Annotated in this window: 19 protein-coding genes; 11 read left to right on the plus strand and 8 right to left on the minus strand. The window is 66.3% G+C overall.

The annotated features are described in order from the left end of the window. The first annotated feature begins 27 nt into the window (after positions 1 to 27). Together CH283_RS08580 and CH283_RS08585 are read left to right on the plus strand one after the other, a co-directional pair. Complete coding sequence (locus tag CH283_RS08580) at positions 28 to 2802, plus strand: DEAD/DEAH box helicase (RefSeq protein WP_094641811.1); 2775 nt, start codon at positions 28 to 30, stop codon at positions 2800 to 2802. Between the two features lie 94 nt (positions 2803 to 2896). Beyond that, a complete protein-coding gene (locus CH283_RS08585; protein ID WP_094641809.1) occupies positions 2897 to 3823 on the plus strand; it encodes a DUF4333 domain-containing protein in 927 nt (308 codons plus the stop codon). A gap of 19 nt (positions 3824 to 3842) precedes the next feature. Here the strand turns inward: CH283_RS08585 and CH283_RS08590 are convergent, their stop codons facing one another. Further along, positions 3843 to 4820: a 5'-3' exonuclease gene (locus tag CH283_RS08590; protein ID WP_094642357.1), complete on the minus strand. Its 978-nt coding sequence runs from the start codon at positions 4818 to 4820 to the stop codon at positions 3843 to 3845. A 27-nt stretch (positions 4821 to 4847) separates the two neighbouring features. On the opposite strand from CH283_RS08590, the gene CH283_RS08595 reads away from it, so the two are divergent. Beyond that, positions 4848 to 5990, plus strand: a complete 1143-nt coding sequence (locus CH283_RS08595) for a M24 family metallopeptidase (protein WP_094641807.1) — start codon at positions 4848 to 4850, stop codon at positions 5988 to 5990. Further along, positions 5987 to 6583: a nucleotidyltransferase family protein gene (locus CH283_RS08600; RefSeq protein WP_094641805.1), complete on the plus strand. Its 597-nt coding sequence runs from the start codon at positions 5987 to 5989 to the stop codon at positions 6581 to 6583. Before CH283_RS08595 ends, CH283_RS08600 begins: the two co-directional genes overlap by 4 nt. On the opposite strand, the gene CH283_RS28705 is transcribed toward CH283_RS08600, so the two are convergent. Further along, on the minus strand, positions 6580 to 6993 hold the full coding sequence (locus CH283_RS28705; protein ID WP_068050764.1) for a TIGR03618 family F420-dependent PPOX class oxidoreductase: 414 nt from the start codon (positions 6991 to 6993) through the stop codon (positions 6580 to 6582). The genes CH283_RS08600 and CH283_RS28705 overlap by 4 nt on opposite strands. 45 nt (positions 6994 to 7038) lie before the next feature. Here CH283_RS28705 and CH283_RS28710 point away from each other — a divergent pair, with 45 nt between their 5' ends. Genes CH283_RS28710 through CH283_RS08615 form a run of 3 tightly spaced genes read left to right on the plus strand, consistent with a single transcriptional unit; the run spans position 7039 to position 9754 of the window. Continuing rightward, the gene (locus CH283_RS28710) at positions 7039 to 7797 is read left to right on the plus strand and encodes an SDR family NAD(P)-dependent oxidoreductase (RefSeq protein ID WP_255183144.1); all 759 of its coding nucleotides are present in this window, start codon (positions 7039 to 7041) and stop codon (positions 7795 to 7797) included. Continuing rightward, positions 7797 to 9026, plus strand: a complete 1230-nt coding sequence (gene cbiE, locus CH283_RS08610) for a precorrin-6y C5,15-methyltransferase (decarboxylating) subunit CbiE (protein WP_094642356.1) — start codon at positions 7797 to 7799, stop codon at positions 9024 to 9026. Before CH283_RS28710 ends, cbiE begins: the two co-directional genes overlap by 1 nt. Continuing rightward, positions 9005 to 9754, plus strand: coding sequence for a cobalt-precorrin-6A reductase (locus tag CH283_RS08615; protein ID WP_094641801.1), 750 nt, complete (start codon positions 9005 to 9007; stop codon positions 9752 to 9754). Before cbiE ends, CH283_RS08615 begins: the two co-directional genes overlap by 22 nt. On the opposite strand, the gene cobJ is transcribed toward CH283_RS08615, so the two are convergent. The 3 genes from cobJ to cobG are packed head-to-tail and all read right to left on the minus strand — an operon-like array spanning position 9751 to position 13052. Beyond that, complete coding sequence (gene cobJ / locus CH283_RS08620; protein ID WP_094641799.1) at positions 9751 to 11244, minus strand: precorrin-3B C(17)-methyltransferase; 1494 nt, start codon at positions 11242 to 11244, stop codon at positions 9751 to 9753. The two genes, CH283_RS08615 and cobJ, sit on opposite strands and share 4 nt — an antisense overlap. Then, entirely contained in the window at positions 11241 to 11867 is a 627-nt protein-coding gene (locus CH283_RS08625) for a precorrin-8X methylmutase (protein ID WP_094641797.1), read from the minus strand. Before CH283_RS08625 ends, cobJ begins: the two co-directional genes overlap by 4 nt. Positions 11868 to 11921: 54 nt before the next feature. Next, complete coding sequence (gene cobG / locus CH283_RS08630) at positions 11922 to 13052, minus strand: precorrin-3B synthase (RefSeq protein WP_094642355.1); 1131 nt, start codon at positions 13050 to 13052, stop codon at positions 11922 to 11924. Positions 13053 to 13300: 248 nt separating this feature from the next. Here cobG and cobN point away from each other — a divergent pair, with 248 nt between their 5' ends. The 3 genes from cobN to CH283_RS08645 all read left to right on the plus strand — a co-directional run bounded on the left by cobN (position 13301) and on the right by CH283_RS08645 (position 17816). Continuing rightward, positions 13301 to 16906, plus strand: coding sequence for a cobaltochelatase subunit CobN (gene cobN, locus CH283_RS08635; RefSeq protein ID WP_094641795.1), 3606 nt, complete (start codon positions 13301 to 13303; stop codon positions 16904 to 16906). A gap of 18 nt (positions 16907 to 16924) precedes the next feature. After that, positions 16925 to 17308: a PPOX class F420-dependent oxidoreductase gene (locus CH283_RS08640; protein ID WP_068050612.1), complete on the plus strand. Its 384-nt coding sequence runs from the start codon at positions 16925 to 16927 to the stop codon at positions 17306 to 17308. Between the two features lie 82 nt (positions 17309 to 17390). Next, positions 17391 to 17816 carry a VOC family protein gene (locus tag CH283_RS08645; protein WP_068050614.1) on the plus strand — a complete coding sequence of 142 codons (426 nt, stop codon included), beginning with the start codon at positions 17391 to 17393 and terminating at the stop codon, positions 17814 to 17816. A gap of 12 nt (positions 17817 to 17828) precedes the next feature. Here the strand turns inward: CH283_RS08645 and CH283_RS08650 are convergent, their stop codons facing one another. The 3 genes from CH283_RS08650 to CH283_RS08660 are packed head-to-tail and all read right to left on the minus strand — an operon-like array spanning position 17829 to position 21531. After that, complete coding sequence (locus CH283_RS08650; RefSeq protein ID WP_094641793.1) at positions 17829 to 19229, minus strand: metallopeptidase TldD-related protein; 1401 nt, start codon at positions 19227 to 19229, stop codon at positions 17829 to 17831. Then, positions 19226 to 20752, minus strand: a complete 1527-nt coding sequence (locus tag CH283_RS08655) for a TldD/PmbA family protein (protein ID WP_255183145.1) — start codon at positions 20750 to 20752, stop codon at positions 19226 to 19228. The genes CH283_RS08650 and CH283_RS08655 overlap by 4 nt, the downstream gene beginning before the upstream one ends. Before the next feature lie 11 nt (positions 20753 to 20763). After that, complete coding sequence (locus CH283_RS08660) at positions 20764 to 21531, minus strand: TSUP family transporter (RefSeq protein WP_094641790.1); 768 nt, start codon at positions 21529 to 21531, stop codon at positions 20764 to 20766. Between the two features lie 17 nt (positions 21532 to 21548). Between CH283_RS08660 and CH283_RS08665 the strand changes: the two genes are divergently transcribed. After that, the gene (locus CH283_RS08665; RefSeq protein WP_094641788.1) at positions 21549 to 22706 is read left to right on the plus strand and encodes a sensor histidine kinase; all 1158 of its coding nucleotides are present in this window, start codon (positions 21549 to 21551) and stop codon (positions 22704 to 22706) included.

A 22706-nucleotide genomic window follows, 5' to 3' on the forward strand; every position in this document is an offset into this window, starting at 1 on the left:
CATCGACCGGCCCGTAGGGTCGAAAGCATGACCGAGACGGTTCTCGATACGGGGACGAGCCCCCGACCCACCCAGCTGCAACGATTCTCCGCCGAGCTCGGCTTTCCCCTCGACCGGTTCCAGGTGGATGCCTGCACAGCGCTGGAGAACGGTCACGGGGTACTGGTCTGTGCCCCCACCGGTGCGGGCAAGACGGTCATCGGCGAGTTCGCGGTGCACCTGGCGCTCGCCGCGGGACGTAAGTGCTTCTACACCACCCCGATCAAGGCGCTGAGCAACCAGAAGTTCGCGGAGCTGACCGCACGGTACGGGCGCGACACGGTCGGGCTGCTGACCGGAGATTCGTCGATCAACCCAGACGCGCCCATCGTCATCATGACGACCGAAGTGCTGCGCAACATGCTGTACGCATCCTCGGATGCATTGCGAGGACTCTCGCACGTCGTCATGGACGAGGTGCACTATCTCGCCGACCGTTTCCGCGGGGCGGTGTGGGAAGAAGTCATCCTGCACCTGTCCGACGACGTTCGACTGGTCAGCCTGTCGGCAACGGTGAGCAACGCCGAGGAGTTCGGTGCCTGGATGAGCACGGTTCGCGGTGACACCGCGGTCGTGGTGGACGAGAACCGTCCGGTGCCCCTTTCGCAGCACATCATGGTCGGTCGCCGACTGTTCGATCTGTTCGACACGCGAGCCCAGTCGGCCGACGGCAGTCAGAAGATCGTCGTCGACCGTGAACTCGTCCGACACGTCAAACAACGCCAGTCCCTCGACTCGATGGACCGCTGGCACGCGCCGCACAGCAGGGGCCGCGGCGGACGTTCGGGTGGCGGAGGTCGCGGTGGCGGTCAGGGCAGCGGCGCGAACAACAGACCACTGGCCAGACCCGATGTGATCGCCAAACTCGACGAAGAGGGTCTGCTCCCGGCCATCACGTTCATCTTCAGCCGTGCCGGCTGCGACGGCGCGCTGACCCAGTGCATGCGTTCGCGGCTGGTGTTGACCACGCCCGAGCAGGCCGAGGAGATCCGGTACATCGTCGAGAAACACACCTCGGAGCTGCCGCGCGAGGACCTCGAAGTCCTGGGCTTCTGGGAGTGGCGCGACGCACTGGAACGGGGATTCGCCGCCCACCACGCCGGGATGTTGCCGGTCTTCCGGCACACCGTCGAGGAATTGTTCGTCAAGGGTCTCGTCCGAGCGGTGTTCGCCACCGAGACCTTGGCTCTCGGGATCAACATGCCGGCCCGAACCGTCGTGCTCGAGAAGTTGGTCAAGTTCAACGGTGAGACACACGCCGAATTGACGCCGGGGGAGTACACCCAGCTGACCGGCCGGGCCGGACGCCGCGGCATCGACGTCGAAGGGCATGCCGTCGTGCTGTGGCAGCCCGGCACGGAGCCGACCGAGGTCGCGGGCCTGGCGTCGACGCGTACGTTCCCGCTGCGCAGTTCGTTCGCGCCGGCATACAACATGTCGATCAACCTCATCGAACAGTTCGGTGCGGCCGATTCGCGTCTGCTGCTCGAACGGTCCTTCGCGCAGTTCCAGGCGGACCGCTCCGTCGTCGGGATGGTTCGCGGTATCGAGAAGAACATGCAGACGTTGGAGGCACTCGGTGCACGCCTCGGTGGCCCCGAGGGCGAGTACTTCGAGTATGCGAAGCTCCGCGAACGACTGAAGGACCGGGAGAAGACCCTCGAACGCCAGAGCAGGTCCGATCGGCGGGACAAGGCCGTCGATTCGCTGCGTGCCCTGCGCCGCGGCGACGTGATCTCGGTGCCGACCGGTCGCCGCAGCGGCCTTGCCGTGGTTCTCGAGCCCGACGACGACCGGGCCGATCCGCGCCCGCTGGTGCTGACCGAGGACAAGTGGGCCGGCCGGCTCTCGGCAGCGGACTTCCCATCGCCCGCAACGTCTCTGGGAACGATGCGACTGCCGCGATTCGTCGACCACCGCACCGCGAAGACCCGACGCGATCTCGCGGCCGCCCTGGTCACCCGCGGAATATCGCAGCCGTCGGACCGTATCCGACGCAAGTCGACGGCAGCGGACGACAAGGAGCTCGCCACCCTTCGGCGAGCAATCCGCTCGCATCCGGTGCACGCTCGTCCCGATCGCGACGAGCTCGGTCGCACCGGCGAACGCTACAACCGGTTGGCGCGAGAGACCGAAACGATGCGCCAGAAGGTGTCGGCCACGACGAACTCCCTCGCCCGAACGTTCGATCGCATCCTGGCTTTGCTCGCCGACCGCGGTTACGTGACGGCAGGCAAGGATCCGAAGGTCACCGAGGACGGTGCCAGGCTGAGCCGAATCTATTCCGAGTCCGATCTGCTGGTTGCCGAATGCTTGCGCGGCGGCCTGTGGCAGGGGCTTTCTCCGGCAGAGTTGGCGGCGGTGGTCTCGGCGGTGGTCTACGAGTCCAGATCGGAGGGTGACATCACCCCGCACGGACCGACGGGTCCGATTCGGCACGCGCTGACCGAGACCGTCCGGGTGTGGCACGAGCTGCGGTCCGACGAGGTGCGACACAAGCTGCCGCCGACGAGAGAACCCGACATGGGCTTCGTGAAGGCGATCTACAAGTGGGCGTCGAACCATTCGTTGGTCGATGCGCTCGTCACCGCGGGTGACAACGGCAAAGCACTCTCGGGTGGAGACTTCGTGCGCTGGTGTCGGCAGGTGATCGACCTGTTGGACCAGGTTCGGCTCGCGGCCCCGGAGCCGGAACTGTCGCGAACTGCGGCGCGCGCGATCGCGGCCTTGCGCCGCGGCGTGGTCGCCGTAGATGCCGCATGACAGCACCGAATCGGACTGCCGGGTCGGTACAGCGGAGAGTCGTACGGGCGGGTTACTGTACCCCCGACGAATCCGAATTTTCAGTGGAGGCGAGATGAGCGGCCCATACGGTCCGACCGATCCGGACAACAGCTGGTCGCGCACGCCTGATCAGCAGGACGGTGCCGCGAACGACACACCGGACACGCAGCCTGCTCCTTCCTCTGAGTCACAGACTCCGACGCCATCGGCGTGGGGTCAGTACGGACAGCCGCAGGCCACGCCGTACGGCGAACCCGGTCAGAGCTACGGGCAGAGCCCGCAACAACCCGGCGGCCAATACCCGCAGGGCCAGTACCCGCAGGGCCAGTACCCGCACGGGCAATATCCTCAGGGTCAGTACCCACAGGGCCAGTACCCCCAGGCCCAGTACCCCCAAGGTCAGTACCCACCTGCCGCCTATCCGCAGGGGCAGTACCCCTCGGCCCCGAATGCACAGGGCGGCTACCCCCAGGGACAGAACCCCACCGCGCACTACCCCGCCGGTCAGCAGTACGGCGCGCCTGCATCGGGCGATGCGGCGTACCAGAATCCTTACGCACCACAGCAATTCGGTGGTGGGCAATACGGGCCGGGTCCGTACGGCCAGCAACCACAGCAGCCATGGAGTCCCAACCAGCAGTATCCCAACCAGCAGTATCCGAATCAGCAGGGGCCAGGGCAGGCCGGGGCTCGATCGAAGAAGCCCCTGATCATCGCGGGTGCCGTGGTAGCAGTCCTCGCCGTGATCGCTGTGGTGTCGTTCTTCGCTTTCGGTCGAACGACCACCCTCGATACTGCGGCGGCCGAGGAGGGTGTTCGCACGGTCGTCACCGAGTCCTACGGTGCGTCCGACGTCTCCGGTGTGTCCTGTCCCCAGGACATCGAGGTCGTGGCCCAGACCAGTGTCGAGTGCACCCTGACTGTCGACGGTGCGTTCAAGACCGTGACTCTGACCTTCCTCGACGACGACGCCAACTACGAAGTCTCCCTGCCCGAGTAGACCCGCTCAGGTCGCACGATCAGGTCGTCGACGCCGTGGCCGCCATCGCGGCGACGAGGCGTGCCACGGCGTTCTCGATGCCGAGAGTCTCGGCGAGCGAGTTCAGTGCATCGGCATCGGCGGGCTCGGCGGGAATCTCGTCCGACTTCGACAGGACGACGTCGGCGTCGGTGACGACTCGGACAACCGGCAGCGCCGCGTCCAGGTAGTCGCTCGCATTGGCCAGCTTCGCCCGGATGCCCTTGGCCATGTCCGACGACGGGTCGAGTGCAGCAGCGCGCAACGCTTCCACGGATTCGTACTGCATCATCAGCGTCGACGCTGTCTTCTCCCCGATGCCCTTAACTCCGGGCAGACCGTCCGAGGCATCGCCGCGCAGCAAGGCGAGTTCCGCGTACGCCGCACCCGCTCGATGAAGTGGCACCCCGTAGCGCTCGGAAACCAGTGCGGGATCGAACAATTCGGCTTTGGCCAGCCCACGTCCCACGTACAGAACGCGCACCTCGTTCGGCTCGTCGGCGGCAACCTGAAGCAGGTCTCGGTCTCCACTGACCACGACCACGGGGTCCTGACGCTCACGCGCGGCCAGGGTTCCCAGGACGTCGTCGGCTTCGAGACCGTCTGCGCCTGCTGTCGCGATCCCCAACGCGGCGAGCACATCCATGATCATGTCCACCTGTGGTGTCAGCGTTTCCGGAACTTCTTCGCTCTCGGCGACGTCCGGGGCACCCTCGGCCACACGGTGCGCCTTGTAGGACGGCACGAGGTCGACGCGGAACTGTGGCCGCCAGTCCAGATCGAGACACACGGCCAGTCGGCCGGGTTCGGTGCGCGCGATCAACGCCGAGATCATGTCGAGGAAGCCGCGAACGGCATTGACGGGTCGCCCGTCTGGGGCCGTAATCGACTCGGGCAGTGCGTAGTAAGCCCTGAACCACAGGCTCGCACCGTCGAGGAGCAGCAACGGAGACTTTCCGGGGGCGGTCATGGCGCTCATCTTGCCGTACGGCATTAGCCTGAAGGTATGAGTGTCGATTCTTCGGTCAGTTCCTCACGTTTCTCCAGCGATGTCTATGCGTCCAGGCTCGCCCGCGCGGCTCGCCTGACGTCGGATGCAGGCCTGGATGCCCTGCTGATCACCCCGGGGCCGGATCTGCAGTACCTGATCGGGTCGAAGGCCAGCTCGTTCGAGCGGCTCATCGCGCTGGTCGTTCCGGCGGACGCTAGCACCCCCACGGTCGTCGTTCCGCGGCTCGAGCTCGCCGCACTGGGCGACTCCGCAGCGCAGGAACTGTCTCTGACTCTCGTCGACTGGGTCGACGGTGTGGATCCGTACGCACTGGTGGCAGCAGCGGTTCCCGGCGGAACGAGAACAGCCGTTGCCGACGCCATGCCCGCCCTGCATTTCGTGCCGCTGGCGGGTGTCTTCAGCACGATCCCGGTTCTGGCCACCGACGTGCTTCGCGAACTCCGAATGGTCAAGGATGCGGCCGAGATCGACGCGTTGCGGCGAGCCGGGTATGCCATCGATCGCGTGCACGCCCGGATGGGCGAATGGCTTCGGGTGGGCCGAACGGAAGCGCAGATCGCCGCGGACATCGCTGCCGCGATCGTCGAAGAAGGCCACACTGCACCGGAATTCATCATCGTCGGTTCCGGGCCCCACGGTGCCGATCCACACCACGAGGTATCCGATCGAGTCGTCGAGGCAGGAGACATCGTGGTGATCGACATCGGCGGACCCGTCGCACCGGGATACAACTCCGACTCGACCCGCACCTACAGTCTCGGCGAACCGTCGGCGGAGATCGCCGAGCAGTACGCGGTACTCGAGCGGGCGCAGCAGGCGGCTGTCGACGCGGTGGTGCCCGGTGTCACGGCGCAGTCCATCGATGCGGCGGCTCGCGACGTCCTGGTCGACGCCGGTCTCGGCGAGGCGTTCCTGCACCGCACCGGTCACGGGATCGGCCTGTCGGTGCACGAGGAGCCGTACATCGTTGCGGGCAACGACATCACGCTGACCGAAGGGATGGCGTTCAGCATCGAGCCGGGAATCTATTTCCGCGGGCAGTGGGGTGCACGCATCGAGGACATCGTCGTGGTCACCGCTGACGGGTGCGAATCGGTCAACCTCAGGCCTCACGCTCTGGCCGTCCTGCCGGTGTGACGCGTCCGGGCGAGGACGAGTTCGTCTCGGTCGTCAGGTCCAATCCGGCCGTCGCCGAAATACTGGGGCGCGCGCCGCAACTCGGGCTTCCCGGGTGGTATCTGACGGCAGGTGGCCTCTTCCAGACGGTCTGGAACCACCTGGCCGGCCGGGACCTTCGTGCCGGCATCCGGGACTACGACTTCTTCTACTTCGACGACTCCGATCTGTCCTACGACGCGGAGAACGAGGTCATCGAGCGCGCGGCCACGGTGTTCGACGACCTCGGGGTGGACGTCGAAGTGCGCAACGAGGCGCGCGTACACCTGTGGTACGAACAGCATTTCGGCACTCCGATCGCGCCGTACCGAAGCACCGAGGATGCGATCGATCATTTCGTGTCCACCACGTGCTGCTTCGGCATCACCACCGACCAGGGCGGAACCGATGTCGTGTACGCACCGCACGGATTCGACGATCTCTTCGGGGGAATCGTGCGGCCGAACCCGCGGCTGCCGATGCGACACGTGTACGAGGCCAAGGCTGCCCGATGGACGACGGAGTGGCCGAACCTGACGGTTCTGCCGTGGCCGACGGGGCCGACGACGCGTTAGCGGTTCAGCAGAGAACGGCTACCCAATACACGCTGCACCTGTATCTCGATGACGACTCGGGTCGGGTTCTCTCTGGGTACGCGATAGCGCTGCGCATAGCGGTTCTCCGCATCGACGACCGATTCACGGTCGTTCCGGACCGACGCAGGCCCTTCCAACGTCAGCCAGCGGGCACCGTCGATCTGAGTGACGGCGGCGTAGGCACCGCGACCGGCGTTGATCGCCTTCTGCGACACATCGTTGGTGATGACCCGAGCACACCGGGCCTCGGCGTCGTAGGTGAAGCCGACGGCGACGACGTGCGGGGTTCCGTCGGGTCGCAGTGTCGTCAGAGTGGCCAGGTGTCGCTCGGCAAGGAACTCGAATGCGTCGTCGGCGAGGGCAGTCGCGTCTGCGGGGATGGCGGCCATGCCCCGACTGTAGTGAATGCGATTTCATCGGCAAGACTGGTCGTCGTGAGCAGACGAGCAGAACCCGCGGCCGGAACGCTGTTGCTGTTGGGCGGGCGCAGCGAGATCGGACTCGAGGTCACCACCCGACTCGCTTCGGGGCGAACCGTCGTACTGGCAGCTCGGCGCAGTACCGACCTCGATGCTCAGCAACGACGAGTGGAGCAGGCAGGCGCGGACGCCGTTCACACCGTCGAGTTCGACGCGAACGAGATGGACACTCACGCCGAGCTCCTGAGCCGGGTGGCCGAGCGATACGGCCCGATCGGGATCGTGGTGCTGGCGTTCGGGATCCTCGGGGATCAAGCGCGCGCCGAGGACGACGCGCAGCACGCTCTCGACGTCATCACCACCGACTTCCTGGCTCAGGTCTCGGTGCTGACGCACGCATCGAAGATCCTCCGAGCACAGGGGAGCGGCGACCTGGTCGTGTTCTCTTCGGTCGCGGGGGTTCGAGTGCGACGCGCCAACTACGTGTACGGATCCGCGAAGGCCGGTCTCGACGGCTTCGCCAGCGGACTGAGCGACTCACTGCACGGCAGCGGAGTGCACCTCCTGCTCGTTCGTCCCGGATTCGTCATCGGTTCGATGACCGAGGGGATGACCCCGGCACCCATGTCGAGTACGCCGGATCAGGTGGCCGACGGCGTCGTCGCTGCGCTGCGCACGCGTCGGGCCACCGTGTGGATCCCCGGCACACTGCGACCGGTGTTCTTCGCCATGCGTCTACTGCCGCAGCGGCTCTGGCGCAGGATGCCGCGCTGATGGTGGCACCCGTGCCCACTCCGATCGTGGTCGTGGGAATCGGTGCGGACGGCTGGGACGGACTGCCTCTTGCGTCGCGCAGGGCCGTCGAGCAAGCAGATGTGGTGTTCGGCTCCGCGCGCCAGGTCGCTGGAGTACAGGAGCACTGCAGCGAGACCAGGACATGGCCCAGTCCGTTGGTGCCGAATCTGCGGCCGATGATCGACGCCTGCACGGGTTCTCGCGTGTGCGTGCTGGCCAGCGGCGATCCGATGTTCCACGGCATCGGGGTGACGTTGGCGCGGGAGTTCGGTGCCGATCGCTTGCGGGTGTACCCGGCCCCGTCCTCGGTCTCACTGGCGTGCGCTCGCTTGGGCTGGGCGCTGCACCACACCACGACGGTGTCGCTGGTGAACAGCCCGGCCGAGACCGTGTTGCCCGAACTGGCCGACGGCCGCCGGATACTGGTGTTGAGCCGGGGCAGCAGCACTCCAGGTGAGATCGCGGTGGTGTTGTCTGCCAACGGTTTCGGCGCGAGCGAGATGACGGTCCTCGAGCAGCTAGGCGGACCGGCCGAGCGGGTCGCCCGCGGGATCGCCGAAGAGTCGACGTTCGAAGGCGTCGATCCACTCAATGTGGTTGCACTGCTGTGCGTCCGGGATCCCGACGCTGCCCGCCACACCCGCATTCCAGGCCTGGCCGATTCCGCGTACACCGGAGACGGTCAGATGACCAAGCGGGAGGTTCGCGCACTGACGCTCAGCGCGTTGGCACCGGCGCCAGGAGAGCTGTTGTGGGACATCGGGGGCGGATCGGGAACCATCGCCATCGAATGGATGCGGACCGACGAATCCTGTCGTGCAGTGACGTTCGAGAGTTCGCATGCGCGCCGTGAGCAGATCGAGACCAATGCACGGCTTCTGGGAGTTCCGAGCCTCGTGGTGCATGGCGGCGCCCCGGAGAGTTTCGCGGCGGTCTCGAACGCAGACGCTGTTCCCGACGCAGTGTTCATCGGTGGTGGGTTGACCGGTGCCGACATGCTCGAGGGCTGCTGGGACGCGGTGCGGACCGGTGGACGGGTGGTTGCGAATTCGGTGACGGCCGAATCGGATTCGTTGCTGCTGACCGCCGCGGCGAAGTACGGCGGCGAGCTCCGCAGGTTCCAGATCTATCGCGGTGAACCGCTGGGCGCGTTCACGACGTGGAGACCGCAGCTGCCGGTCACGCAATGGAGTGTGACCAAACGGTGAAGGTCCTGATTCTCGGTGGTACGACGGAGTCGAGGGCACTTGCGGCCGCTCTGGACACGGTGCACGGGATCGAGACGATGACCTCACTGGCCGGCCGGGTCGCCGAGCCGATGTTGCCCGTAGGCGACACTCGAATCGGCGGATTCGGAGGTCCGGATGCCCTTGCAGTGTGGCTGCGAGACAACGCAATCGACGTGGTGGTGGACGCGACGCACCCGTTCGCCTCCACCATCGCCGCACACGCCGAGCAGGCCACTCGGGCAACGTCGGTCGCGCTCCTGGTGCTGACGCGGCCACCGTGGACCGCGGGCGAGGGTGATCGATGGACCTCGGTTGCCTCACTGCCCGACGCGGCGTCGGCGATCTCCCCCGGCAGCCGGGTGTTCCTCACGACAGGCAGGCAGGGTGTTCACCATTTCGCGAGTGTCGATCACTCGTGGTTTCTGGTGCGGGCGATCGACCCTCCGACCGGTGCGGTGCCGCCGCACATGGCACTGCAACTGAGCCGTGGCCCCTTCGACGTCGACCACGAGTCGATGATGCTGGCAGACAACCGAATCGACCTGCTGATCACCAAGAACAGCGGCGGCGACATGACGCGAGCCAAGCTCGATGCCGCCCGAGCGGCATCGATTCCGGTGATAGTGGTCGACCGTCCCACGCGAACCGGCTCGGCACCGACGGTGTTCGACGTCGCAGCCGCCGTGGACTGGTTGACGGATCGCTAAGAACTGCCTGCCGACGGATAACGCCTGGAGGTGAACACCTTCGGCCCGCTTCCCGTCTCGACCACCGTCGTCATCGACGATCCGATGATGAGCAGGCATCGCATGTCGATCGACTCGGGGTCGAGTTCGCCCAGCGCCACGGTGCGAACGGATTCCTGCGGGCTGCCCACCGCGCGTCCGATGACCACGGGGGTCTGTGGCGAACGATGCTCGAGCAGAATCTCTTTCGTTGCCGCAACCTGCCAGGTCCGCGACTTCGAAGCGGGGTTGTAGATCGCGATCGCCATATCGGCTCCGGCGACCGCCGAGAGCCGCGCTGCGACGACGTTCCAGGGCTTGAGGCGGTCGGACAGAGAGATGACGGCGTAGTCGTGTCCGAGTGGTGCGCCCACCCGACTGGCGACGGCGTTGGCTGCCGTCATCCCGGGCACCACCCGCACCGGGACCGAGCTCCACTGCTCCTCGGCCGCGACCTCGATGACCGCGGTTGCCATCGCGAACACACCGGGATCGCCCGAGGAGACCACGGCGACGCGGTGACCCTGTTTGGCGAGATCGAGAGCGAACGCCGCACGTTCCGACTCGACCTTGTTGTCGCTCGCGTGCCGGATCTGACCGGGGCGCTGCGGTACCCGATCGATGTAGGTGACATAGCCGACCAGATCGGTGGCGGCGGCGAGTTCGGCGCGCACTTCGTCCGTCGTCCATGCGTCGTCCCCGGGTCCGAGGCCGACGACCACCACTTCACCGGCGCAAGTACGTGTTTCGGTTCGATTCGAGGGACTCGGTACGACGATCATCGAGAAGTAGGGAACGTTGTCTGCGTCGACGGCGTCGAGCACCCGTTGCTCGGATGTGCTGGCCCGTTCCACGTAGCGCGCTTCACTCAGCCGACCGGAACGTTCCAGGGCCTCGAGCACCGTCGGGTAGGTCCGGCCCAGTTTCATGATGACGGCCGCGTCGGTGCCGCGCAGTCGCCGAGTGAGCTCGTCTGCCGGGAGCGTGCCGGGCAACACGGTGAACACCTCGTCGCGCTCCACGAGCGGGGTGGCCAACGCAGCCGACGCGGCACTGACCGAGGTCACGCCCGGCACGATCTCGACCTCGAAGCGGTCGGCCAACCGCTTGTGCATGTGCATGTAGGAGCTGTAGAACAGCGGATCACCCTCGGCGAGAAGCACTACGGAGCGTCCCGCGTCCAGATGAGCCGCCAACCGCGAAGCCGCGGACTCGTAGAACTCGTCGATCGCACCCTGATATCCACCGGGGTGCGCCGTGGTCTCGGTGGTCACCGGATAGACCAGATGTTCCTCGAGCTGCCCGTCCCGCATGTACCCGGCTGCAAGCCCGCGGGAGATGCTACGACCGTGCTGTGCACTGTGGAAGGCAACCACATCGGCCTCGGCGATCACACGAGCGGCCTTGACGGTCAACAACTCCGGATCGCCGGGACCGACTCCGACTCCCCACAGTTTTCCGGCGCCGGTCATTCTTGTTCGCTCGCAATGGCATTGACTGCGGCCACGGTGATGGGGCTGCCACCACGCCTACCGCGGACCACCAGGTACTCGACGCCGAGGCCCGCGGCGATCAGATCTTCCTTCGACTCCGCTGCCCCGATGAATCCGACCGGGCCGCCGACGATCGCTGCGGGTTTCGGTGCCCCTGCCTCCAGCATCTCCATCAGGTGGAACAGTGCGGTCGGAGCGTTTCCGATGGCGACGACGGCACCGCCGAGCTTGTCGCCCCACAACTCCAGTGCGGCAGCGGTTCTCGTGGTGTTCATACTTCGAGCCAAATCCGGTACCCGAGGATCGGACAGAGTGCACAGCACCTCGTTGTCGGCAGGAAGACGGCGACGAGTGATGCCGGCGGCGACCATGTTGGCGTCGCACAGAATCGGCGCCCCCGAGTTCAGTGCCGCGCGAGCGGAGGTCACGACTGCTGGGGTGTAGCCGATGGTCTCGGTCAGATCGATCTCTCCGACCGCGTGAATCATGCGCACGACGACCTGTGCGACCTCCGGTGCGAATCGAGACAGATCTGCTTCGGCTCGGATGGTCGCGAACGATTGTCGGTAGATCTCCGCGCCGTCGCGGACGTAGTCGTGCATGCGTGTCACGATAGGGGAGAGGGGCCCCTCAGCCGGAAGCCGGTCTGGGTCCCCTCACTCGACGCGGTAGCCGATTCCTGTTGCGATGACGTCGGTCACCTCGCCCTTGGGTCGTCCGCAACGCCGTTCGCACCCGGACCAGTGTTGCCGTTCGTCGCGCGGGGTCATCCGGGCATCGACCGCGGCGGAGAGGTCGGCTCGTACGTCGGCCAACGACTTCTCGCACCCCGGCGATCCGGTGCATGCGCTCACTCGAATCCACGGTGATGCCGCATCGAAGATCAGTCCCATCGGGGCGAGCACGCGGACGACCTGTTCGGCCGGTTCCTCGTCCAGATCACACACGATCAGCGATCGCCACGGGGTCATGATCAGCGGGCGGTCGATGGCCGCGAGGAACTCCGCGAGCCGCGCCTCAAGAACACCGTTGGCCAGTCCCGCAGCCAGCGCCACCAGGCCGTCGTCCTGGCCGAGCCATCCGATCGGAGGCACCTCCACGGGTGTGGGCATCGGCAGGACGGGGCCGGCCGCGAGACCGAGTCGGTCGAGGATCCGGGCCGGGCCGTCGTCCATTTCGGCTACCCGCCACTGGGACTGCCGAAGTTCCACGAAGGCACCCGCGCAGTTCAGCAGCATCGACACGACACTGTCGCGGTCCACGCGCACGCCACTGTCCCGGCCCGCCAACAGCAGTGCGTACGACCCGTCGGATTGGGCGTAGGCGCCGAAATCCGGTTCGAGTCCGCACAGGTCGCCTCGGCCGTCGTCGAGCCCGAACAGCGTCCTACCCGGCAGGTCTGCCAGATCGGGTCGTGCACACAGGCCCTCGTCCAGCGCACCGACCAGCGCGCGCACATCGGTGAGACCTCCCACCCGGCCCGACAGGGGAGAGGCGAGGATATTGCGTACACGCTCGTGCGTCGAGGACGGAAGCAGCCCGGCGTCGGCCAACCTGCTCGCCAAGTCGTCCGGGTCCGATACCGCCCGCACCTGCATATTGCCCCGCGAGGTCAGTTCCAACGTGCCATCGCCCAGCTCGGCAGCGGCCTGCGCCAACACCTGCATCTGCCCCGGCAACACGACGCCACCCGGCAGCCGGATTCGTGCCAGCGGCCCGTCCGCCGCCAGATGGGTCGTCAGCGCTCCTGGGCAGCCGTCGGGCACCGACCTCTCTGGCGAACTCATGGTCACCAGGCTACAAGCGCAACGGGTGGCCCCATTCCCCGCTCGCCCCGGTAGCATTCGATGTCGACGGCTCCGGCCGAGAGGAAACCGGCGAGAATCCGGTACGGTCGCGCCACTGTGACGGCCTTCGATCCTTCGGGTCGGGGCTGGAGTCAGACCCTCTCGCCGACGAGTCGAAGAGCAGTTTCCACCGATCATTCGAACCACCGAAGTTCAGGGGCGCGAAACCCCCGAGGAGGGCGTTACCCGTGTTCTTGTTGCTGTCCACGTCGGACACCGATCTGCTCAGCGCCCGTGCGAGCGGAGCCGACTTCGCCTGGGGCAACCCTTCCCGGCTGCTCGCCGCGGACATTCCGGCGATGGCCGAGTCGGCCGAGTTGATCATCGTGCGCATCCTGGGGTCGAGGCGATCGTGGGAGTCGGGCATCGACGCGGTTCTGGCCACCGGACTGCCGGTCGTCGTGCTCGGCGGTGAACAGGCACCCGACGCCGATCTGATGGAGATCTCGACGGTGCCTGCCAACGTCGCGGCGCAGGCACACAACTATCTGGCCGAGGGCGGATCGGACAATCTTCGTCAGCTGTACAACTTTCTCTCCGACACGGTGCTGCTGACCGGGCACGGTTTCGATGCACCACAGCACCTGCCTACCTGGGGCCACCTCGAACGAACCTCAGCTCCGCAGTCCGCGGGACCGACGGTCGCGATCCTGTACTACCGAGCCCAGCATCTGGCCGGAAACACCACGTACATCGATGCTCTCGCCACGGCTGTGGAGAACGCCGGGGCCACCGCACTTCCGATCTACTGCGCCTCCCTGCGCACCGCGGAAGCCGATCTGCTCGAGTCCCTGAAGTCGGCGGACGCCCTGATCGTGACCGTGCTCGCGGCCGGTGGCACCAAACCTGCCGGCGCGTCTGCCGGCGGCGACGACGAAGCCTGGGACGTCGCCGAGCTCGCCGCGCTCGATGTGCCGATTCTGCAAGGACTGTGCCTGACGAGTTCTCGCGCGACGTGGGCCGAGAACGACGACGGACTCTCCCCTCTGGACGTCGCCACGCAGGTCGCCGTTCCGGAGTTCGACGGCCGCCTCATCACGGTCCCGTTCTCGTTCAAGGAGATCGACGACGACGGCTTGACCACGTACGTCCCGGACCACGAGCGGGCCGCTCGAGTAGCAGGCATTGCAGTACGGCACGCGCGGCTGCGGCACATTCCAGCCGCCGATCGCCGTATCGCCCTGATGTTCTCGGCCTATCCCACCAAGCATGCGCGGATCGGTAACGCCGTCGGCCTCGACACTCCGGCCAGCGCGATCGCGTTGATGTCCGATATGCGCACCGCCGGCTACGACCTCGGTCCACTCGACGGCCCGGATTCGGTGCCGGGTCTGGCTGCCCGCGACGGTGACGCCCTCATCCATGCGCTGATTGCCCGCGGCGGCCAGGATCCCAACTGGCTCAACGATGCCCAGCTCGAGGGCAATCCCATTCGTATCTCGGCCGCGCAGTACGGCCGGTGGTTCGAGAAGCTTCCCGCGGATCTACGCGACGGCGTCGTCGAGCACTGGGGCCCGGCACCGGGTGATCTCTACGTTGATCGATCTGCCGATCCGGACGGTGAGATCGTCATCGCGGCAATGCAATTCGGCAACGTGGTGATCATGGTGCAACCGCCGCGCGGATTCGGCGAGAAGCCGGTTGCGATCTATCACGACCCGGACCTGCCGCCGAGCCATCACTATCTGGCGGCCTACCGGTGGATCTCGGCCACGCAGGCCGACGGCGGCTTCGGTGCCGACGCCATGGTGCACCTGGGCAAGCACGGCAACCTGGAATGGCTGCCGGGCAAGACACTCGGTATGTCCGCTTCCTGCGGAACCGACGCGGCTCTGGGAGATCTGCCGTTGATCTACCCGTTCCTGGTCAACGATCCGGGGGAGGGCACGCAGGCCAAGCGTCGAGCGCACGCCACCCTCGTCGATCACCTGATTCCGCCGATGGCGCGCGCGGAGAGCTACGGCGACATCTCCCGCCTCGAGCAACTGCTCGACGAGCACGCGAACATCTCGGCCCTCGACCCGGCCAAGCTGCCCGCCATCCGCCAGCAGATCTGGACCCTGATGACAGCGGCGCAGATGCACAAGGACCTCGGACTCGAGGAGCGCCCCGACGAAGAAGTGTTCGACGACATGCTGCTCAACGTCGACGGGTGGCTGTGCGAGATCAAGGACGTACAGATCCGCGACGGACTGCACATCCTGGGCCAGGAACCCGTCGGAGACGCCGAGGTCGAACTGGTGCTCGCGATGCTCCGAGCTCGGCAGATGTGGGGCGGAGAGCAGACGGTTCCCGGTCTGCGAGAAGCACTGGGGCTCAGCGAGGACGGCGACGAGGACCGGACCCGCGTCGACAGTATCGAGGCCGTGGCCCACGGGTTGGTCGCGGCGATGCAGGCAGCGCAGTGGGATCCCGCAGCTGCCGCACGGGTCGCGGGCGAGCACGGCGGCGTGGTCACCCAGATTCTCGAGTTCGCCGCAGCCGAGGTCGTTCCGCGTCTGCGCGGGACCTCACGCGAGATCGCCCAGGTACTGCACGCTCTCGACGGCGGGTTCATCGCGGCCGGGCCGAGCGGTTCCCCGCTGCGCGGGCTGATCAACGTTCTCCCCACCGGCCGCAATTTCTACTCCGTCGACCCGAAGGCCGTGCCCTCGAAGTTGGCATGGGAGACCGGGCAGGCGATGGCGGAATCACTTCTCGCTCGCTACCGCCAGGATCAAGGCGAGTGGCCGAAATCCGTCGGACTCTCGGTGTGGGGTACCTCTGCCATGCGCACCTCCGGCGACGACATCGCAGAAGTGTTCGCCTTGCTGGGGGTCTCGCCGGTGTGGGACGAGGCATCGCGCAGGGTGACACGGCTCGAGGTGATCGACCTCGTCGAGCTCGGCCGTCCCCGCATCGACGTGACGGTCCGGATCAGCGGCTTCTTCCGCGACGCGTTTCCCCACGTTCTCGCATTGCTCGACGATGCGGTCCGGATGGTCGCCGCGTTGGACGAGCCGGCCGAGCAGAACTACGTGCGAGCCCATGCGCAGGCCGATCTGGCCGAGCACGGCGACGAACGACGTTCCACGACGCGCATTTTCGGATCGAAGCCGGGCACGTACGGTGCCGGGTTGCTCCAGCTGATCGACAGCAAGACCTGGCGCAGCGACGACGACCTGGCGCAGGTCTACACCACCTGGGGTGGCTTCGCGTACGGCCGCGGTCTCGACGGCGTACCGGCCTCGGACGACATGCGCACCGCCTACAAGCGCATTGCCGTCGCCGCCAAGAACACCGACACGCGTGAGCACGACATCGCCGATTCCGACGACTACTTCCAGTACCACGGCGGCATGGTCGCGACCGTGCGCGCGTTGACCGGAAAGTCGCCCGAGGCGTACATCGGTGACAGCACACGGCCGGAATCGGTTCGCACGCGCACACTGTCGGAAGAGACCGCGCGAGTTTTCCGCGCCCGGGTGGTGAACCCGAAGTGGCTCGACGCCATGCGCAGGCACGGTTACAAGGGCGCGTTCGAGATGGCGGCGACCGTGGACTACCTGTTCGGCTACGACGCGACGACCGACGTGGTGCAGGACTGGATGTACGAGAAGCTGGCCGAGACGTACGTGCTCGACGAGCAGAACAAGAAGTTCATGCAACAGTCCAATCCGTGGGCCCTGCACGGTATCGCGGAGCGACTGCTCGAGGCCGCGGAGCGAAAGATGTGGGCCGAGCCGGACAAGCAGGTTCTCGACGGCTTGCGCCAGGTGTATCTGGAAACCGAGGGCGAGCTCGAAGGGGAGTAGCGACGTACTCTGAGCGGTATGGCTGCCACCTTCGAAGACATTGCCAAGGGCAAGTACGTACTGCTGACGACGTTCAAGAAGGACGGCACCGGGGTACCGACCCCACTGTGGGGTGCCCTCGACGGTGATCGGCTGCTGGTATGGACGGTATCCGATTCGTGGAAGGTCAAACGGATTCGCCGCAACCCCGCAGTCACCCTGGCACCGTGCGACATGCGCGGTAACCCCCAGGGCGACGCGGTAGACGCACGGGCCGAAATACTCGACGCGGACCGGACGGAGAAGGCACGTGCAGCGATCGCATCGAAATACGGAATTCTCGGGTGGCTCACCGTCAAGGGCAGTGTGCTGCGCCGGGGCAAGAGCGGCTCCGTCGGGCTGGCGATCACTGCCGCCAGCTAGCGAAAGTCGGCACCATCGCTCGTATGCGCAGTTCCGAATGCTTCGTGAGGCAGCTTCCCCTGCTGCCGGAATGGAGCACCACGTGCCTATCGCAGTGACCGATTACAACCATGTTCGCCTCACCGTCAGTGACATCGACCGGTCCCGATCGTTCTACGACTCGGTGTTCGGCTTCGACGTCGCCTACGCCTGGGATCCCGACGCGGACGAAGAGACCAAGAAGGCGCTGTGGTTCCTCTTCGGCGGCGTCATCTACAAGTTCGGCGGCGGTCTGCTCGGGCTGCGCCCGGTCGCACCGAGCGACGACACGTTCGCCGAGGACCGGTGCGGGCTCGATCACCTCAGCTTCACCGTCGACACCCGGGCCGCACTCGAGGATGCCGTGAAGACCCTCGACGAGCTGGGCATCGCACACGAGGGCATCAAGGATGCTGGGCCCGGCATGTCCATCGTCGAGTTCAGGGATCCCGACAACATCGCTCTCGAGCTCACCGGACCCGACAAGTAGTTCGGACCGGCCCTACTGGGCGGCGCTGACCGACGACATGTGGAAGTCGGGAATGCGTAGCGGCGGCATCGCCGTGCGAGTGAACCAATCCTTCCACTCGCGCGGCAGTGTCGCCTCGGTTGCGCCCGCCTCGGTGACGCGTCGTAGCAGATCCAGCGGGCTTTCGTTGAAGCGAAAGTTGTTCACTGCACCGGTGATTCGACCGTTCTCGATGGCATAGACGCCGTCTCTGGTCAGTCCGGTGAGCAGTAGCGAGGTCGGATCGACCTCACGGATGTACCAGAGCGTCGTCAGGAGCAGCCCGCGTTCGGTGTCGGCAACCATCTTGTCCAGACCGACGTCGGTGCCGCCCGTCAGAACGAGGTTCTCGCCCGGGACCGCGACAGGGGCTCCGAACTTCTGCGCCGCTGCACGTGGGTAGGCCAGGGCGGAGACCGATCCGTCGCGGATCCAGTCGACGCGCTCGATGTCCATGCCGTTGTCGAACACCGACACCGAATCACTAGACGACCCGGCCACCACGAACGGCGCGTACTCGAGTCCGGATGCGTGTGGATCGGAGTACAGGGTGAGCGGCAGGTCGGTGAGTTTCTCGCCGACTCGCGTCCCACCTGCCCGCGAGAGTGCGGTGCGGCCTTCCTGCGCTCCGCGGCCTTCCATGGTCCACATCAGATAGATCATCAGGTCTGCCACCGCCGACGGGGGCAGCACAGTCTCATAGCGACCGGCGGGCAGTTCGATGGTGTTCCGGGCCCAGCCGAGCCGGGTGGACAGCTCCGCCAACATCGACTCGGCCGACACGTTCCGGAAGTCGGTGGTTCCGGTGCCCACCCAGGCGCTCGCACCGGATCGCTTTCCATTGATCTCGACCGATCCGGTGGGCTGTGTGAAAGTACGACGCACCCCGGCCGAGGTTCCGAGCCAGACGTTGTCGACGGTGTGCTGCGCGAATCCGTACAGTGCATCCTCACCATCGAATCCGACGTTCAATTCCGTTGCCAGCGAACCGAACACGTCGATCGACGTATGTTGTGCTCGGCGGTCCCAGTCGTGTGGGTCCGAGACCGACTCGCGAGGCAGCAAGGGCATCGCGTCCTCGGCGGGCTCTGCCGATCGCGCCGCCGCCTCGCTGGCCCGGACCACAGCCTCGATGTCCTCCGGATCGACACTCGTCGACGACACGGTGCCGACTCGAACGGTCGTTCCGCCGGCTCCACTCCTGCCCCGAACGACGTCGGCCTCTCGCACGATCGAGATCACCTCCCAGCGCCGGGAGGTGGCAATTCCGTTGGTGGTCATGGAGTTTCCGGCCCACCGCAGCGTTGCGTCGCTGGAGTCGGTGACGATCACGATGGTGTCGTCGACACTCGCGTGGGCGAGTGCACGTTCGATCACGAGCTGCGGAGCGATCATCGGCCTGCCTCCGATCGGGTGTTGAGAACGTTGACGCCGCGGAACAACGCGACGGGGCAGCCGTGGCTGACGGCGGCAACCTGCCCGGGTTGGGCCTTGCCACAGTTGAATGCGCCGCCGAGTCGCCACGTGGACTGTCCACCGAGCAGTTCCATCGAACCCCAGAATTCGGTGGTGGTCGCCTGGTACGCCACATCACGCACCTGGCCGTCGAGCACGCCGTTGCGGATTCGGTAGAAGCGTTGGCCGGTGAACTGGAAGTTGTACCGTTGCATGTCGATCGACCAGGATTTGTCGCCGACGACGTAGATGCCGTCCTCCACCTCACCGATGACGTCGGCGGTGGAACGATCGACATCGGGGTCGGGCTGCAGCGATACGTTCGCCATCCGCTGGATCGGAACATGATGCGGAGAATCGGCGTACGAACATCCGTTGGACCGCTCCAGACCGAGTTTGGGGGCGAACACTCGATCGAGTTGGTAGCCCACCAGTGTGCCGTCGCGGACCAGGTCCCATCTCTGCGACGCCACTCCGTCGTCGTCCCAACCGATGCTGGCCAGGCCGTTGATCTCGGTCCGGTCGGCGGTGACGTGCATGATGGGCGATCCGTAGCGCAGCGTCCCCAACTGGTCCGGGGTCGCGAACGACGTGCCGGCGTAGGCGGCCTCGTAGCCGATGGCACGGTCGTATTCCGTTGCGTGCCCGATCGACTCGTGAATGGTGAGCCACAGGTTGGTCGGATCGATGACGAGATCCGTTGGGCCTGCCACGACGGACGGTGCCTTCACCTTCTCGGCCAGCCATTCGGGGATCCGGGCCAGCTCGTCGGCCCAGTCCCAAGTGCTGTGCTCACCCAGGTACTCCCAACCTCGTCCGACGGGTGGCGCGAGGGTGCGCATGGTCTCGAATGCACCGGCGGATCGATCCACCGTGGTGGCCTCGAACTGGGGATGCAGTCGCACCCGCTGCTGCGTGATGCCGCTGCCGGCCAGATCCGCGTAGAACGACTGCTCCTTGACCTGCAGAACCGAGGCGGTGACGTGATCGACGCCGTCCGACGCCGCCAGCCGGGACGAATACTCCGCCAGCAGTGCCACCTTCTCGGCGGTGGGTACCTCGAACGGGTCGATGTCGTACTCCGACACCCACGTCGCATTCGAGTACACCGGCTCGGAGGCGAGTTCGACGCGTTCGCGATTGAGCGTGCGCAGCGCTGTGGCCACCTCGACCGCACTGCGGGCCGTGGCTGCGGCTGCGTCGGTACCGAGTTCGGCGTGCGACGCGAAACCCCAGGTGCCGTCGACCACGACCCGCACGGCGAGCCCGATCTCCCCGGCGTCGATTGCGGATTGAACCGAGCCGTCGCGCAGCGAGATCGACTGAGTCGTCAAGCGCTGCACGCGAACATCGGCATGCGTTGCCCCGGCGGATCGAGCCGTGCTCAGGGCGGCGTCCGCGAGGGCCTGCAGGGGCAGAGCAAGGAAGTCGGCGTCGACCGACCGATCCGATTGTCTCGTCACGCCTGAAGACGCTAGCCGAATTGTTGCCATCCGAGTCGAACGACCATGCCCACGACCACAACCAGCAGGACGATTCTCACGAATCCGGCACCGCGGGCGACCGCCGTCCTGGACCCGAGGACGGCACCGAACACGTTGCACACCGCCATGACTGCTCCGAGTTGCCAGTAGACGCTGCCGGTGACGGCGAAGAAGGCGAGGGCACCGACATTGGACCCGACGTTGATCACCTTGGCCATCGCGGCACTGCGCACGAACTCGGTGCCGAGCATCGTGGCGAAGACGATGATGAGGAACGTTCCGGTGCCGGGCCCGAGAATGCCGTCGTAGAAGCCGATTCCGGCAGCTGCACAACCGATGACGATCAAAACCTTGCGATGGGTCGGCGGCGACGGTGCCGCGGTCAGGCCGATGGTCGGACGGCAGGTGACCAGTACTGCCACACCCACGAGAACCACCATGATGATCGGGATGAACAGCTCGCGGTCGATCAACGACACCGCAGCAGCGCCGGCCGCCGAGGTCACGGCGGCGAGGACGCCGGCCGGAACGAGCACCGCCCAATTCAGCGAAACCTTCCGTGCGAAGGTCACGACGGCGGCGACGGTACCGAATACGGCAGTCGCCTTGTTCGTCGCCAGCGCTGCCTGCTGCGTCAGCTGAGGTGCCACGAGAAGAATCGCCGGCAACAGGATGAGGCCACCTCCGCCCACCACGGCGTCGACCCAACCGGCGGCCGTGGCAGCGACCATCAGCAATCCCCAGTCGGCAGCAGTCATACGGCAAACTCAATCACATGCGTCGATTCAGTCTGTGGCTCCGTGGGCAGCCGTTCGTGGCCGATGCCCTGCTGGCCGTCGGGCTGTTCGTCGTCGACATTCTGGTGTTCGTCAGCTCGGTCGACGGTCTGAACGGGCCGTTGTTCCTGGTCTTCTCGGTCGTGCTGACGATTCCCGTCGCGTGGCGGCGGCGTCTGCCCCGCACGATCGCAGCACTGACTCTCGTCACCACGCTCAGCTCCGACATAGCGGGCAGCCTGGTGGGCGATGCGTACAACGGTCACCCGGCAGCGCTCGCCCTGCCGATCATGCTCTACACGCTGGTCGCGTACGTCGGTCGAGTTCAGGGCGGCGTCTATGCCGCCGCACTCGCCGTGTACACCGCCGCGAACCTGCTTCTGTTCGCCCAACCGGTGTTCACGACACTGCTGTTCAGCGCGCTGATGTACGCCCTGTCGTGGGTTGCGGCGGAATTTCTCGGTGCCCGCCGGGCGTACGACGAAGCGACTCAGGCCCGACTCGTCGTGGCCGAGTACGACAGGGACCGACGCGCCGAAGAGGCCGTGCTCACCGAGCGCACTCGCATTGCACGCGAACTGCACGACGTCATCGCCCACAGCGTCAGTGTCATGGTGGTGCAGGCCGACGGCGCCTCGTACGCCATCAGGCGCAATCCCGATCGCGCAGAGCAGGCCGTGGCCAACATCTCCGCAACGGGCCGTTCGGCATTGGCCGAGCTGCGTCGAACGGTCGCGTTGCTGCGGACCTCGCCCGACTCGGACGACATGCCCCAGTACGGCACCGCCGGTCTGGCCCGTGTCGTGGAGATGATGGGTCGCGCCGGATTGAACGTCGAGCTCGAACAGACCGGAAACCTGGACGACATCAGTCCGGCGATCAGCCTGGGAGTGCACCGGTTGGTGCAGGAATCGCTGACCAACGTCCTCCGCCACGCCGGTCACGCGCCACGCGCTGTCGTCAAGGTGGTTCGCGGAGAAGATGCGGTCACCGTCGAGATCTCCGACAACGGCTCCGGCGCACCACCGTCCGAGGACGGTGGTGGACACGGACTTCTCGGAATGCGCGAGCGAGTAGCGGTGCTTCGAGGCACCCTGCACGCCGGGCGGACGCCGCACGGCAATTGGCTCGTGCGGGCAACGCTGCCGATCGAGTGA

It is taken from the genome of Rhodococcus sp. 05-2254-2, from assembly GCF_002259095.1.
GTDB lineage: Bacteria > Actinomycetota > Actinomycetes > Mycobacteriales > Mycobacteriaceae > Rhodococcoides.

Bases quoted from the DNA above. Each gene is read 5' to 3' on its own strand.
- CH283_RS08665 (WP_094641788.1), top strand. From the start codon at position 21,549: ATGCGTCGATTCAGTCTGTGGCTCCGTGGGCAGCCGTTCGTGGCCGAT.
- CH283_RS28705 (WP_068050764.1), bottom strand. From the start codon at position 6,993: ATGGCCGCCATCCCCGCAGACGCGACTGCCCTCGCCGACGACGCATTC.
- CH283_RS08640 (WP_068050612.1), top strand. From the start codon at position 16,925: ATGGCTGCCACCTTCGAAGACATTGCCAAGGGCAAGTACGTACTGCTG.
- cobG (WP_094642355.1), bottom strand. From the start codon at position 13,052: ATGAGTTCGCCAGAGAGGTCGGTGCCCGACGGCTGCCCAGGAGCGCTG.
- CH283_RS08590 (WP_094642357.1), bottom strand. From the start codon at position 4,820: ATGAGCGCCATGACCGCCCCCGGAAAGTCTCCGTTGCTGCTCCTCGAC.
- CH283_RS08615 (WP_094641801.1), top strand. From the start codon at position 9,005: ATGGAGTGTGACCAAACGGTGAAGGTCCTGATTCTCGGTGGTACGACG.
- CH283_RS08580 (WP_094641811.1), top strand. From the start codon at position 28: ATGACCGAGACGGTTCTCGATACGGGGACGAGCCCCCGACCCACCCAG.
- CH283_RS08650 (WP_094641793.1), bottom strand. From the start codon at position 19,229: ATGATCGCTCCGCAGCTCGTGATCGAACGTGCACTCGCCCACGCGAGT.
- cobJ (WP_094641799.1), bottom strand. From the start codon at position 11,244: ATGACCGGCGCCGGAAAACTGTGGGGAGTCGGAGTCGGTCCCGGCGAT.
- CH283_RS08595 (WP_094641807.1), top strand. From the start codon at position 4,848: ATGAGTGTCGATTCTTCGGTCAGTTCCTCACGTTTCTCCAGCGATGTC.
- CH283_RS08660 (WP_094641790.1), bottom strand. From the start codon at position 21,531: ATGACTGCTGCCGACTGGGGATTGCTGATGGTCGCTGCCACGGCCGCC.
- CH283_RS08585 (WP_094641809.1), top strand. From the start codon at position 2,897: ATGAGCGGCCCATACGGTCCGACCGATCCGGACAACAGCTGGTCGCGC.
- cbiE (WP_094642356.1), top strand. From the start codon at position 7,797: ATGGTGGCACCCGTGCCCACTCCGATCGTGGTCGTGGGAATCGGTGCG.
- CH283_RS08625 (WP_094641797.1), bottom strand. From the start codon at position 11,867: ATGCACGACTACGTCCGCGACGGCGCGGAGATCTACCGACAATCGTTC.